The sequence below is a fragment of the Flavobacterium sp. genome (assembly GCF_035456085.1).
In the GTDB taxonomy this organism is placed as follows: domain Bacteria; phylum Bacteroidota; class Bacteroidia; order Flavobacteriales; family Flavobacteriaceae; genus Flavobacterium.
The window spans coordinates 1-12,888 of the sequence record NZ_DATIDY010000242.1; the positions used below are offsets into that span (position 1 = coordinate 1).

14 protein-coding genes and 1 pseudogene are annotated in these 12,888 nt (G+C 32.3%); 12 read left to right on the top strand and 3 right to left on the bottom strand.

Translation table 11 applies throughout. The features are described 5' to 3' along the window. The 4 genes and pseudogenes from VLC96_RS17870 to VLC96_RS17885 form a co-directional block, all read left to right on the top strand. Nucleotides 1-190, top strand: a pseudogene (locus VLC96_RS17870) (porphobilinogen synthase); the annotation flags it as partial. 55 nt (nt 191-245) lie between these two features. Further along, entirely contained in the window at nt 246-1,169 is a 924-nt protein-coding gene (locus VLC96_RS17875; RefSeq protein ID WP_325265105.1) for a hypothetical protein, read from the top strand. A 227-nt stretch (nt 1,170-1,396) separates the two neighbouring features. Continuing rightward, nucleotides 1,397-1,786 (top strand): c-type cytochrome, encoded by a 390-nt coding sequence (locus tag VLC96_RS17880; RefSeq protein ID WP_325265106.1) that lies wholly within the window; start codon nt 1,397-1,399, stop codon nt 1,784-1,786. A 220-nt stretch (nt 1,787-2,006) separates the two neighbouring features. After that, nucleotides 2,007-2,186: a hypothetical protein gene (locus VLC96_RS17885; protein WP_325265108.1), complete on the top strand. Its 180-nt coding sequence runs from the start codon at nt 2,007-2,009 to the stop codon at nt 2,184-2,186. A 68-nt stretch (nt 2,187-2,254) separates the two neighbouring features. Here the strand turns inward: VLC96_RS17885 and VLC96_RS17890 are convergent, their stop codons facing one another. Then, the gene (locus VLC96_RS17890; RefSeq protein ID WP_325265110.1) at nt 2,255-2,683 is read right to left on the bottom strand and encodes an HRDC domain-containing protein; all 429 of its coding nucleotides are present in this window, start codon (nt 2,681-2,683) and stop codon (nt 2,255-2,257) included. A 23-nt stretch (nt 2,684-2,706) separates the two neighbouring features. Continuing rightward, nucleotides 2,707-3,039 carry a single-stranded DNA-binding protein gene (locus tag VLC96_RS17895; protein WP_325265112.1) on the bottom strand — a complete coding sequence of 111 codons (333 nt, stop codon included), beginning with the start codon at nt 3,037-3,039 and terminating at the stop codon, nt 2,707-2,709. A 200-nt stretch (nt 3,040-3,239) separates the two neighbouring features. Here VLC96_RS17895 and VLC96_RS17900 point away from each other — a divergent pair, with 200 nt between their 5' ends. From VLC96_RS17900 to VLC96_RS17920, 5 genes are all read left to right on the top strand, one after another. Then, on the top strand, nt 3,240-4,772 hold the full coding sequence (locus tag VLC96_RS17900; protein ID WP_325265114.1) for a bifunctional GNAT family N-acetyltransferase/carbon-nitrogen hydrolase family protein: 1,533 nt from the start codon (nt 3,240-3,242) through the stop codon (nt 4,770-4,772). A gap of 22 nt (nt 4,773-4,794) precedes the next feature. Beyond that, entirely contained in the window at nt 4,795-5,967 is a 1,173-nt protein-coding gene (locus tag VLC96_RS17905; RefSeq protein WP_325265116.1) for an acetyltransferase domain-containing protein, read from the top strand. A 120-nt stretch (nt 5,968-6,087) separates the two neighbouring features. Then, nucleotides 6,088-7,467 (top strand): hypothetical protein, encoded by a 1,380-nt coding sequence (locus VLC96_RS17910; RefSeq protein ID WP_325265118.1) that lies wholly within the window; start codon nt 6,088-6,090, stop codon nt 7,465-7,467. 137 nt (nt 7,468-7,604) lie between these two features. Continuing rightward, the gene (locus VLC96_RS17915; RefSeq protein ID WP_325265119.1) at nt 7,605-7,952 is read left to right on the top strand and encodes a hypothetical protein; all 348 of its coding nucleotides are present in this window, start codon (nt 7,605-7,607) and stop codon (nt 7,950-7,952) included. Nucleotides 7,953-7,964: 12 nt separating this feature from the next. Then, complete coding sequence (locus tag VLC96_RS17920; protein WP_325265121.1) at nt 7,965-10,358, top strand: M20/M25/M40 family metallo-hydrolase; 2,394 nt, start codon at nt 7,965-7,967, stop codon at nt 10,356-10,358. A gap of 114 nt (nt 10,359-10,472) precedes the next feature. On the opposite strand, the gene VLC96_RS17925 is transcribed toward VLC96_RS17920, so the two are convergent. After that, complete coding sequence (locus VLC96_RS17925) at nt 10,473-10,868, bottom strand: rhodanese-like domain-containing protein (protein ID WP_325265122.1); 396 nt, start codon at nt 10,866-10,868, stop codon at nt 10,473-10,475. Nucleotides 10,869-11,014: 146 nt separating this feature from the next. On the opposite strand from VLC96_RS17925, the gene VLC96_RS17930 reads away from it, so the two are divergent. The 3 genes from VLC96_RS17930 to VLC96_RS17940 form a co-directional block, all read left to right on the top strand. Beyond that, nucleotides 11,015-11,905 (top strand): LysR family transcriptional regulator, encoded by an 891-nt coding sequence (locus VLC96_RS17930; RefSeq protein ID WP_325265124.1) that lies wholly within the window; start codon nt 11,015-11,017, stop codon nt 11,903-11,905. Between the two features lie 81 nt (nt 11,906-11,986). Continuing rightward, nucleotides 11,987-12,436: a GNAT family N-acetyltransferase gene (locus VLC96_RS17935; protein ID WP_325265126.1), complete on the top strand. Its 450-nt coding sequence runs from the start codon at nt 11,987-11,989 to the stop codon at nt 12,434-12,436. Between the two features lie 9 nt (nt 12,437-12,445). Continuing rightward, nucleotides 12,446-12,888 (top strand): Rossmann-fold NAD(P)-binding domain-containing protein (locus VLC96_RS17940; protein ID WP_491700824.1); only part of this gene is annotated, 443 nt, incomplete at its 3' end.

Sequence of the window (12,888 nt, forward strand, 5' to 3'; positions counted from 1 at the left end):
TGCTGTGAACGTTCCTGTAACTGTTTTCCATGTTTCGGGCGAATATGCAATGATTAAAGCTGCAGCCGAAAGAGGTTGGTTGGATAATGACAAAATTATGATGGAGCAATTGATGTGTATTAAGAGAGCAGGAGCGAGTCTTATCTCGACTTATTTTGCTAAGGAAGCAGCTATACTTTTAAATAAGTAAAAGATTACGGTAAAAATTGTATTTTTGAAGACATTAATTTTAAAAACAATAAATAATGAAAAAAATATTACTGGGTCTTATAGTGTGTATTTATGTAAATGCAATTGGACAAGAAATTAAAATCAAGAAAGATAAAATAATAATAGACGGAACTGAAGTTGCGATTTTAGACAAAGAAAAACTAGTTTATAAAATTTTATCGCTTGATAATCGACCAATTTTTTCCATTGAAAGAAAAAATACATTATTACTAGATGGATCCTCAGTTTATTGGTCTCTTCTTACTGATTTAAGTAATAATAAAACAAATGAACTAATCGATTATGGAAATGATCAAGGGTTGAGTTTTCAAAGAGCTATTCTAGCTAGTGTTTGTAATGAAAAATATAAATTTCTATCTGCAAATGGTTTAGATGAAAAAGGAGTTTTAGAGTATATTAATGGCACACCAACCGATATAGAAAAAGTATTTGCAGATGCAAACCTAAAGACAAAAAATCAACTAAAAGCTGACAATGATTTTATGGTACAAGCAAAAGTATCAGTTAAAAATAGTGATATCTTTCAAATGCAAGATGTCGATGGTAAGCAAACTAATGTCATCATTGGGTCAGTAAATAAAAATAACGTGGTTTTTATTGCTGGTTTTCCGCCAAGTCTAGTATATGAGGTGACGTCGTTATACAGCGAATTAGATAACAACAGTCGAAAACAAAATAGATCAAGAGTAATAGGAAGCTGGTATGCCACCAAAACAGGGTATACGAATTCAAATACGGGCAAAAATATCAAAAACGAAATCATTACTTCGGATAATAAATATTTTACTCTAAGAGGTTCTATCTCAGGTTTAGAGACGGTAAGTTCAGCCGGTTTGGAAAATGGAGATCTTGAAACATATGGAGGCGAAAGTACACTTTCTAGTAGAATTGTAGCTAAATTACTTGCTAACGGCTACAAATTTGAAGCTATGAAGTAATTGCGATTCGAATTTAGTATCTATGTTGAATAAATATTTGAAGTAGCTCAAAATCATAACAGAACGCTTTTCTAATAAAGGATGGCCTTCTGTTTTTTTAAAGCCTATGTTAGGTTGCTTTTTTCTTGTCTGACCACTTGAAAATATGTTAGAATAAAAACAAAGCTATGATCTAATTTGATAAAGACTTTAAGGGAATTAGATTTAAGTACCAAATATTTTAAACTATGAAAAAATTATATTTAATTGGATTTGCCGTTTTGACTATTCTGTCTTGCAAAAAAGAAAGTCAAGAACCGTTTGGAAAACCTACTGAAACAACAAGTACAGAAACTAAAACTCCTGAAGTTTTAGGAAAGGAAATTTTTGAAGGAAAAGGAAATTGTGTTGCTTGCCATCAAGTGGATCAAAAAGTAGTTGGGCCAAGCATTCAGGAAATGGCTAAAATTTATAAAGAGAAAAACGGAAATATTGTTAGTTTCCTCAAAGGCGACAGCGATGCCATTGTTGATCCAGCTCAATTTCCGGTGATGCAAGCCAATTTAGAAATTACCAAAACCTTTACAGACGAAGAATTAAAAGCGGTAGAAGCTTATATTAATTCTCATTTAAAATAATTTTTTTTGGGTTATCACTGTAAGGAACATTCCATAAAATTAGCTTAGAGATCTTAATAAAAAATCCTCAAAAAAGTAATAATGTCTTTTTGGGGATTTTTTTTGCTTTAAAATGTGTTAAATTTTATTTAGAATAGATAAAAATAAAATACATTTGCACTGGTTTTAAATTCTTTAGACCAAAATAGACCATTATTTCATAATCATAATACCAGTTACTTTGAGCAAGAAAGAAAAGGAGAAGAAGGACAAGAAAAAAAAGAAGGACAAAAAAGAAATTCTTAAAAAATTAAAAGCTGGTGATAACTGCAAATCCACTTGTTGCGAGAAATATATGAAAAGCGAAAAGAAACGTTGTTCTCGTTGTCCAATGTTTGATTTGATTAAAAAAGCTTCTTAAATAAAAGAAAAATGCCCTTTAGATTTATAAAGGGCATTTTTTTTTAATAATATCGGTTATTTCATAGTCTACAGGGCATTTAAAACAGAAATGATTTCATCCCCGTAATTGAATGTTTTATTTTCTCCGAAACCTTTTATCATTTTAAAATCTTTAAGTGTTTGCGGCTTTTTGAGAGCAATGGAAATCAATTCTGAATTATGACAAATAATATACGGAGGCAGCATTAATTGTTGTGCTTTTTCACTTCTCCATAATTTTAAAGTCGAATAAATTTTCTTTTCTTCAACCGTTAATTCACTTTCATCAGCAGCGGTTTTACTATCTTTTTTGAGTTCATAAAAAACTACTGCTGACCAATAATTGCCAGTTTCATTAGTGACAAAATTAGCTGAACTAAGTTTTACTTCTACAGAATTTAAAAACTCGTTTATTATATTTTGATCGCTCAGACAATACTCATTATCAAGGCGGATATTAAAAATTTTAATATTCATAAGTTTCAATTTTATGGGTTAATCTATTTCCCCAACAACATAATTTCGCTCGCAACCACTTCTGTAATATATCGTTTATCACCGTTTTTATCATCATAACTCCTGTGAGTCAGTTTACCATCAATAGCAATTTGTTTGCCTTTGGTTACAAACTTTTCGATAATTTCGGCAACTTTTCCCCAAGCGACAACCGTGTGCCATTCGGTTTGGTCTACTCGTTCTCCTTTGTCGTTTTTGTAACTATCGCTGGTAGCGATATTCAAACTTACTTTTTTGCTTCCTCCGTCAAAAGTTTTGATTTCTGGATCATTTCCTACGTTACCTATTAATTGTACTCTGTTTTTCATTGCATTCATGGCGTGTAAAAATTTAAATGTTAGTGTATATATGATATCTTTATAATAATACTACAATTCGTATGTTTATTAAAGACAGGGCAAAGATGTAAACGTTTCCAAAAAGTATTCGGTTGCTAACTGTTTACTTTCGGTTGTAACTATTTGTAACCGTTTGTAAATGGAAAATTATTATTAAATTTGTTGTAAATCAGAAAGTTATGCAGACCAAAATCAAAAAAGTTGAATTGCGAAATCTAAAGATTGAGGATTATAAAGAATTAAAAAAATCAATGATTCAAGCCTATCCCGAAATGGGAAATGCTTATTGGAAAGAATCCGATATTTTGAATTTACTTGAACGATTTACCGAAGGTCAACTGGTAATTCTAGCCGATGGAAAAGTGGTAGGCGCAGCTTTATCGTTAATTGTAAATGAAATTTTAGTAGATAAAAATCCAAATTATGCCAAAATAACGGGTAATTATACTTTTTCGACACACAATCCAGATGGCGAAATTTTATACGGAATAGATGTCTTTATCAATCCTGATTACAGAGGTCTGCGATTAGGAAGACGATTGTATGACGCCCGAAAAGAATTATGTGAAAAACTAAATCTAAAAGCGATCGTTTTTGCAGGAAGAATTCCAAATTATAACCAACATGCTGACAAACTTTCTCCAAAAAAATATATTGATAAAGTAAAAAGAAAAGAATTACACGATCCTGTTTTGTCTTTTCAGTTGAGTAATGATTTTCACGTGATCAGAATTATGAAAAACTATTTGGAAGGAGATGTTGATTCCAAAGAATTTGCCGTTTTGCTGGAATGGAATAATATTTATTTTGATGAAAGTCCTAAATTAATAAACACCACCAAAAGCATTATCCGTCTTGGTTTAATTCAATGGCAAATGCGTCCGTTGGCTAATTTGGCTGCTTTGTTTGAACAAGCTGAATTTTTTATTGATGCAGTATCGGGTTACAAAAGTGATTTTGCACTATTTCCGGAGTTGTTCATTGCGCCGCTTATGGCTGATTATAACCATTTGTCAGAGCCCGAAGCTATCAGGGAATTGGCAAAATACGCAGAACCGATTCGCAAGAAATTTCAAGAATTTGCGATTTCATATAACATCAATATTATTTCTGGTAGCATGCCTTATTTAGAAAATGGCATTTTGCATAATGTTGGTTTTTTGTGTAAAAGGGATGGAAGCTCCGAGATGTATTATAAAATTCACATCACTCCGAATGAAGTTTTGCATTGGGGAATGAAAGGTGGATCCCAGTTTAAAACATATGATACTGATTGCGGGAAAATAGGAATCATGATTTGTTATGATGTCGAATTCCCTGAACTTTCAAGACTTTTGGCCGATGAGGAAATGAATATTTTGTTTGTACCTTTTTTAACCGATACACAAAGTGGTTACACTCGAGTAAAACAATGTTCACAAGCCCGCGCCATCGAAAACGAATGTTATGTTGCCATTGCCGGATGCGTTGGGAACCTTCCAAAGGTCAATAATATGGATATCCAATATGCGCAAGCGGCTGTGTTTACGCCTTCGGATTTTGCTTTTCCTAGTACTGGAATTAAAGCCGAAGCTACTCCAAATACCGAAATGACTTTGATCGTTGATGTAGATTTGGATTTATTAAAAGAATTACACGAACACGGAAGTGCCCGAATTCTAAAAGACCGCAGAACCGATTTGTATGAAATTAATAGGCTTGGAAAAACATAAATAAACCAAAACCATTAAATATATGACATCACTACCCAAAAATCGAATTGAATCCATCGACCTTTTGAAAGGGTTAGTGATGGTAATCATGGCTCTTGACCATGTTAGAGATTATTTTCATTATGCGTCTAACTTTTTTGATCCAGCCGATCCAACGAAAACTTCGCTAGCCATATTTTTTACCAGATGGATTACTCATTTTTGTGCACCTACTTTTTGTTTTCTTGCTGGGATTTCGGCTTTCCTAATTGGGAAAAGAAAAACGCTTACACAATTGTCAAGTTTTTTAATTAAGCGTGGACTATGGTTAGTGTTTATTGAGCTAACAGTTATGACATTTGGATTATTCTTTGATGTTCAATTTAGGACTTTTGGTTTACTCGTTATTTGGTCTTTGGGAATAAGCATGATCATTTTGGCTGGATTAATACATCTGCCAAGGAAAACATTATTGCTATTTTGCATTCTCTTTATATTTGGACATAATCTTTTGGACGGTGTGAGTTTTGGCAATAATTTACTTTGGAATATATTGCATCAGCCAACTTTAGTGAAGATTTCAGCAGATACACAATTGCTAGTTAGTTATCCAATTATTCCGTGGTTTGCAGTGATGGGACTTGGGTATTATTTTGGTTCGTTTTATGATCAATCGTATGATAGTGTCAAAAGAAAAAAATTGTTCAATACGATTGGATTTGCATCTATAATTCTGTTTATAATTTTAAGAGTAATAAATCTATATGGAGATCCTAGACCTTGGCAACATTATGACACTTTTTCAAAAGAACTTATTTCGTTTTTGAATCCTGTAAAATATCCGCCTTCATTATTATTTCTATTAATGACATTGGGAGGAACGTTCTTATTCCTTGCCAACTCCGAAAAACTTAGAGGAAAAGCAGTAGCTTTTTTTAGCACATTTGGACGAGTCCCGTTCTTTTATTTCGTTTTGCACATTTATCTGATTCATATTACTGCGATGATTTTTGCAGAACTTTCCGGATTTGGTTGGAAACTTTTTATTCTACCTTCTTTTACAGGCCTAGTTCCAGAGTTAAGAGGTTATGGATTTAATCTCATTACCGTTTATTTAATTTGGATTGGTATTGTCATTGTACTTTATCCTATTTGCAAAAAGTTTGATGTTTATAAACAAAATCATAAAGAAAAGTGGTGGTTGAGTTATTTGTAAAATAATTACCAAATGATTACTTCATAAAGCATCTATTTTGTAAGCGTTTGTAAACGGATTTTTAATATCTTTGAGTGTAATACGGAAGTTGGCAGATATTTTGAAAAAAAACGAAACTAAATGAAAAACAGAGTTTTAGCTATTATATTTTGTACAATTTCAACTTTGACATTTGCTCAAAAACCAAAATTTGAGATAAAATATTCGGAACAATTGGCAGTTTTTGTTTTCATTCAAAACTTATCTGAAAACTATCCTGAAAATGTTTTCAAAACTGAATTTATTAAATCAAAATATAATACTGAAAAGTTTAAAAACTTAATTTCAAAATTTGATAAACTATCAATCAATTATAGTTATGAATTTGAAGAGTTTCCATATGGCTCAAAAATTCCTATGCAAACTAGAGATATTTTGAAAAAAAACTTAATCGAAACAGATAACCTAAAAGATTTTAAACTTCGTTCAATTGGAATCGTTACAAACAAAACTTTGAATGAACTAACAGAAATAATTACAGAATTCATTCCAATATATAACGAACTAATTTATAACCCAAATAAAGAAAAGTTTGAACAACAAATTTTCGAAATCACAAAATATTCAACCGAAAATAAAATAGAAAATTATTTTGAAACTGGTTTGATTTTTTATAATTCGAGTTGGGATAATTCAATTCCATTTGTAGTTGCATTTTATCCATTGCCTAATTCTAAAGTATATACTGGTCAAGCGTTTTACAACAATTTTATATGTGCAATTCAAACAAACTTAAAAGATTATAAAGATTTATTTAGTGTTATGCTACACGAAATTTTTCACATAATTTATAACGAGCAATCTCTTGAAGTAAAAACTGAAATTGATGAAAATTTCAAAAAAAACAAATCAAAATCAAGTAATTATGCTTACCAACTTTTGAATGAAGTTTTAGCAACTTCATTAGGAAATGGATATGTATTTGAAAAACTTGATGGGAAAATTGATACTGGAGAATGGTATAATCAAAAATATATTAATTTAATGGCAAAACAAATTTATCCATTAGTAAATGAATATATTTCTCAAAGAAAAGCAGTTGACAAAAATTTCATTGATAATTATATCAAACAATATGAAGAAAATTTTCCGAATTGGATAAATGAACTTGATAACATAATGACATATAGATATGTAATTTCTGAAAACAAAAATGACTTTGAAGTAATTGACCAAAAGTATCCTTATCGTTCAAGTACAGATTTCGAAACTGAAATTACTAAAAATGAAATTGACAAAATGAAAAAAACATCACTTACAAAAGTGATTATAGTTTCAAAAAATAACAAAGAAAAATTGAACCTAATAACAAAAGAATTTAAAGAACTTAAAAATTGGAAATTCAATTCAGAAAAGGAATTTAATTATAAAATCCTTTTAGAAGACAAAAGTCAATTAATTATTATAAACCAAAAGAAATCAACAACGGAAATGTTAATTAAAAAACTGGAATCAATATAGAAAATACATCGCACAACAGCGGTTTTAAGAAATTGGGGTTTTAATAACAAACATCAACTCTTTAATTCAAAAATTTGTGTGATATAAAACTTTTAATTTCTAATAATCCCCCTCAACAACCCCTAAAATAACTAATTATGAAAACCTGCCTTGAATGTGGTGAAAAAATTATAGGTCGCGAAGACAAGAAATTTTGTAGTGACGGCTGTCGAAATGCGTACAATAATAAAATAAATAAAGATAGCACGAATTATATGCGCAATATCAATAACAAATTGCGTAAAAATTACCGAATTTTGTCAGAGCTAAATGTTGACGGAAAATCAAAAACAACACGGGCAAAACTAATAAGCAAAGGTTTTGATTTTGATTATTTCACCAATATTTTGAATACCAAAACTGGAAATACCTACTATTTTCTGTATGATCAAGGCTATATGGTTTTGGACAATGATTATTATATGCTTGTTAAAAAAGATATTTAATACCCCAATATAATGAAAAAAAATTATTCCTCTCTTGTAATTGTTGCCCTCGTCATAGGGATTTTGGCTTTTTTGTTTGGTTTCTTGACGCCATCTTGGTCCCCAAATGAGGAAAAAAAAGTTACAGAGTTTTCGACCGATAGAGCCTTGGAACATATTACGGCGATGACCAAACAACCGCACTATGTGGGAACCAAAAACCACGAAGTCGTTGCCAATTATATCATCAAAGAGCTACAAAAACTAGGATTGGAAACTACTGTTCAGGAAGGTTTTACATTAACAGATTGGGGGAATTTGGTTAAATCCAAAAACATCATGTGCCGTATTGAAGGTTCTAAAAAAGGAAAAGCTTTACTGCTCCTTTCTCATTATGACAGCGCACCACATTCGTTTTCGCATGGTGCGAGTGATGACGCTTCGGGCGTGGCAACGATTCTAGAAGGTGTTCGTGCCTTTTTGAATGCCAAAACCCACCATCAAAACGATATTATCATTCTATTTACAGATGCTGAGGAATTGGGTTTAAACGGTGCTGCACTTTTTGTTACTCAGCATCAATGGGCAAAAGAGGTTGGGTTGGCCATCAATTTTGAAGCTCGCGGTTCTGGTGGGCCAAGCTATATGCTGATGGAAACCAACAAAGGAAATGCTGGTCTGGTAAATGAATTTTCTAAAGCTGGTGCGACTTATCCTGTATCAAATTCTTTGATGTACAGCATTTACAAAATGTTACCAAATGATACTGACTTAACTGTTTTTAGAGAACAAGGCAATATTCAAGGCTTTAATTTTGCTTTTATAGATGGGCATTATAACTATCATACACAGCAAGATGATGTTGAGCATTTAGACAGAAACTCTTTGAAACATCAAGGTTCGTATTTAATGCCGTTGCTGAATCATTTTTCGAATGCCAATTTAGATAGTACCGTTAGTGAGAAAGACTTCGTTTATTTTACAATTCCGTTTACTTTTATCAGTTATCCTTTTGAATGGGTGATACCAATGACATTTATCGCTGTCGGATTGCTTATCATACTTGTATTTATTGGCAAAGTAAAACGCATACTGAAGATGAAAGATATCATGAAAGGTTTCTTTCCATTTTTGGGTGCTTTAATTGTGGTTGGATTGGTTACTTATTATGGTTGGAAAGGATTGCTCTTGATCAATCCCCAATATAATGATTTGCTTAATGGATTTACGTATAATGGACACGATTATATTGCGGCTTTCATATTGCTTAGTGTTTCAATTTGTTTCTTCTTTTATAAAATAGCCTCGCAACGAAAAATAACAATGAATCATTATGTTATTCCACTCCTATTTTGGATTGTGATTAATGGGTTTATTGCTAATAGTTTGCCAGGAGCAGGATTTTTGATTATTCCTGTGTTTTTTGGTCTGCTTGCTTTTGCTATTTTTATTTTTAGCCAAAGGTCAAATTGGATTGTCAATCTTATTTGTGGTATTCCCGCTTTATTGATTATTGCTCCATTTATCGAAATGTTTCCTATTGGTTTGGGATTGAAAGTGTTGTTTGGGAGTGCTATTTTAACTGTTTTGACATTTGCGTTATTACTACCTCTTTTTGGTGATTTCCATAAAAAGGGAATCTGGTCATTATTCTTTTTCTTGGGAGCGGTTTTATTTTTTGCAAAAGCACAATATCAATCTGGTTATGAATCAGGAAAAGCAAAATCGAATAGTTTGGTATATCTCTACAATGTTGATCTAAACAGATCGTATTGGACAACCTATGACACTAATCTAGATTCCTGGACAAAAACCTATTTGACTGAAACTCCAAAAAATGCTAAACCACTAAATAATTTGAAGCTATTCAGCAAATACAATTCGGAGTTTACTTATGCGATCGAGGCAGAAAACAAAGAAATTGCCAAACCAAACATTACTTTTTTACAAGATAGTGTCGTAGGCTACAAAAGGTTTTTGAAAATACAAATCACTCCAAATAGAAAAGTAAATCGCTATGATATTTTTGCTAATGAAATTATGCGTTTCTTTAATTTCAAAGCCAATGGTGTGACGGCTTTGGGCCAAGAAGGAAACGAACTGGAGAGAAATGGCAGAAAACTTTTGAGTTATTATGTTGTCGATAATGAACCTTTGGTTTTACAATTCACAATCAACCGAGCAACTGTTTTAGACATGGATGTCGTGGAAAGCTCTTTTGATTTGATGACCAATCCATTGTTTGAGATGACTCCAAGACAAGACTGGATGATGCCAACTCCTTTTGTATTGAATGATGCGGTGGTGATTACTCAAAAAATAAAAAGAGCACAAAAAATTGCAGCTCCTGTTGTTAATCCTGCTTTAATAAAACCTGAAATGGTTGATAGCTTAAAAGTTGTAAAAGATACTTTAAGAGTTAGGTAGACCCTATTTCGCAAAGCTTCTCAAAGTAAACACAGAGATACACGAAGTTTTATAAATGACTTTTGTGTGTCTCTGTTTTTTTTCTTTGTGTGTCTCTGCGAAACAATTCTTCTTCTAACAAGCACATTCAATTTTTAATCCTGTGTTGTTTCCTTTGGTACCTTCGGTGGCGTAACCATCGAATTTCCACCATTCGATTCCACCGATTAATTCTTTTACTTTGAATCCGAGTTTGGTCATATTCAAAGCTCCTTTAGTAGAAGCATTACAACCAATTCCGTCACAATAGGTCACGTACAAAATATCTTTGTCTAAATGACTGGTAGTTTCCGGATTCATTTCACGATGAGGTATGTTGATAGCATTCGGAATATGTTCTGCTTCAAATCCAAAAGCTTTTCGTGCATCGAGAGCGATTACTTTTTCGCCATTATTCAATGCGTCAAATAAGTCAGAAGGATCCATTTCGTAAGACAATTTGTTTTCGTAATATTTTATTTGATCTTCCATATTTTAATTTTAAGATTGTTTACTGATTCAAAAATAAGTTAACTATCGATCTAATAAAAACGAAAAGAATTCATGTATTTGATGAATTATTTTCATACAAATCCAAGTATAAATTTTGTTCCTTTGTGTAAAATAATATTCAGAGAATGGAAATCAGACACCTAAAATTGATTAAAGCAATTGTTGAAGAAGGAAGCATTACAAAGGCGATTGACAAACTGCATTTGACACAATCGGCGCTGAGCCATCAACTCAAAGAAGCCGAATATCAATTGGGTACCAAAATATTTCTAAGGGCGAATAAAAAATTGACTTTGACCAAAGCCGGTGAAAAATTATATCAAATTGCCAATGAAATTCTGGACAAACTTTCGGAAGCAGAACTCCAAATCAAGCAAATGGTTTTTGGTGAATTTGGCGAAATCAGAATCAGTACCGAATGCTTTTCGAGTTACCATTGGTTGCCATCAGTGATTAAGCAATTTCATGATTTGTATCCAAATATTGAACTGAAAATCGTCACCGAAGCCACTCATTATCCTTTGCAAAAACTTTTGGATAATGTAATCGATATTGGAATTGTTAGTGACCAAATCAAAGATGATAAAATAAAATACCTGGAACTTTTTCAAGATGAGGTTGTGATGGCGGTTTCAGAAAATCATCCTTGGGTTAACAAAAAATATGTGGTCGCCGAAGATTTTGCCAATGAGCATTTAATCATTCATTCGTTGCCGATGGAAACCGTTACAATTCATCAAATGATTTTGGAACCGGCTCAAGTCACACCAAAAAAAATCACTCCGCTACCACTTACCGAAGCTTCCATCGAAATGGTTAAAGCCGATATGGGCGTTATGTCTATGGCAAAATGGGCATTGCAGCCATATTTAAAAAATAGTTCGTTAAAAGCCGTAAAAATTGGCAAGAACGGATTAAAAAGAAAACATTTCATAGCCATTAGAAACGAAAAAGAATATCCCGATTATTTCAATCATTTTATAGGCTTTTTACAAACCGAAATTAATCTTCAATGAAATCGCTATAACAACATTGTTGGCAACACCAATAAAGATATAGCGATACCATATCCTTTAAAAAGCAAATATTATCTAAATATGAAATACTTAATCCGTGAATGCCAGCCTGCTGATTTAAACAAAGTGATTCAATTGTGTATAAAACATGCCGAATACGAAAAAGCTTCTTATAATCCGGAAGGGAAAGAAGAAAAACTCAAAGAAGAGCTATTTAGCATGCATCCGCGTTTATTTTGTTTAGTCGTAGAAGTCAATGGAACAGTAGTTGGTTATACATCCTATACTATTGATTTTTCTACCTGGAATGCAGGTACTTTTCTCTATATGGATTGTTTATTTCTCGCGGAGGAAATTCGTGGTTTTGGAATTGGCGAAGCCATAATCAAAAAATTAAGACAGATTGCTACAGCTAAAAACTGTGTCAATATGCAATGGCACACACCACAATTCAATGAAAGAGCAATTAATTTTTACCGTCGCTTTGGTGGTACTGTGAAAGACAAAGTGCGCTTTTATTTAGACATATAATTATAAGAGATGAATCAAATAAGCATATTAGGTTGCGGCTGGTTGGGTTTGCCTTTGGCGAAAGCCTTATTAAAGGAAAATTATATCGTAAAAGGGTCAACAACTTCAGAAGAAAAGATCTCTCAGTTAGAAATATTGGGAATTGATTCTTTTTTGGTTGCGCTTGACAGCAAAAGTATAACAGGCAATATTGATAATTTTCTTTTGAAAAGTGACACTCTAATAATCGATATTCCCCCACAATTGAGAAGAAAAAAAGATGATCTACAGACTGTAAACGAAAAGGAATTTGTCGAAAAGATAAAAAACCTAATTCCGTATATTGAAAAATCAACTGTTCAAAATGTACTTTTTGTAAGTTCAACTTCCGTTTATGGTGAAATCGATGCAACTATCACTGAAGAAACAATTCCACAACCCGATACCGAAAGTGGCAAACAATTACTGGAAGC

Coding starts and splice junctions, on each gene's coding strand:
- VLC96_RS17875 (WP_325265105.1), top strand. CDS start 246: ATGAAAAAAATATTACTGGGTCTTATAGTGTGTATTTATGTAAATGCA.
- VLC96_RS17880 (WP_325265106.1), top strand. CDS start 1,397: ATGAAAAAATTATATTTAATTGGATTTGCCGTTTTGACTATTCTGTCT.
- VLC96_RS17890 (WP_325265110.1), bottom strand. CDS start 2,683: ATGAATATTAAAATTTTTAATATCCGCCTTGATAATGAGTATTGTCTG.
- VLC96_RS17895 (WP_325265112.1), bottom strand. CDS start 3,039: ATGAATGCAATGAAAAACAGAGTACAATTAATAGGTAACGTAGGAAAT.
- VLC96_RS17900 (WP_325265114.1), top strand. CDS start 3,240: ATGCAGACCAAAATCAAAAAAGTTGAATTGCGAAATCTAAAGATTGAG.
- VLC96_RS17905 (WP_325265116.1), top strand. CDS start 4,795: ATGACATCACTACCCAAAAATCGAATTGAATCCATCGACCTTTTGAAA.
- VLC96_RS17910 (WP_325265118.1), top strand. CDS start 6,088: ATGAAAAACAGAGTTTTAGCTATTATATTTTGTACAATTTCAACTTTG.
- VLC96_RS17915 (WP_325265119.1), top strand. CDS start 7,605: ATGAAAACCTGCCTTGAATGTGGTGAAAAAATTATAGGTCGCGAAGAC.
- VLC96_RS17920 (WP_325265121.1), top strand. CDS start 7,965: ATGAAAAAAAATTATTCCTCTCTTGTAATTGTTGCCCTCGTCATAGGG.
- VLC96_RS17925 (WP_325265122.1), bottom strand. CDS start 10,868: ATGGAAGATCAAATAAAATATTACGAAAACAAATTGTCTTACGAAATG.
- VLC96_RS17930 (WP_325265124.1), top strand. CDS start 11,015: ATGGAAATCAGACACCTAAAATTGATTAAAGCAATTGTTGAAGAAGGA.
- VLC96_RS17935 (WP_325265126.1), top strand. CDS start 11,987: ATGAAATACTTAATCCGTGAATGCCAGCCTGCTGATTTAAACAAAGTG.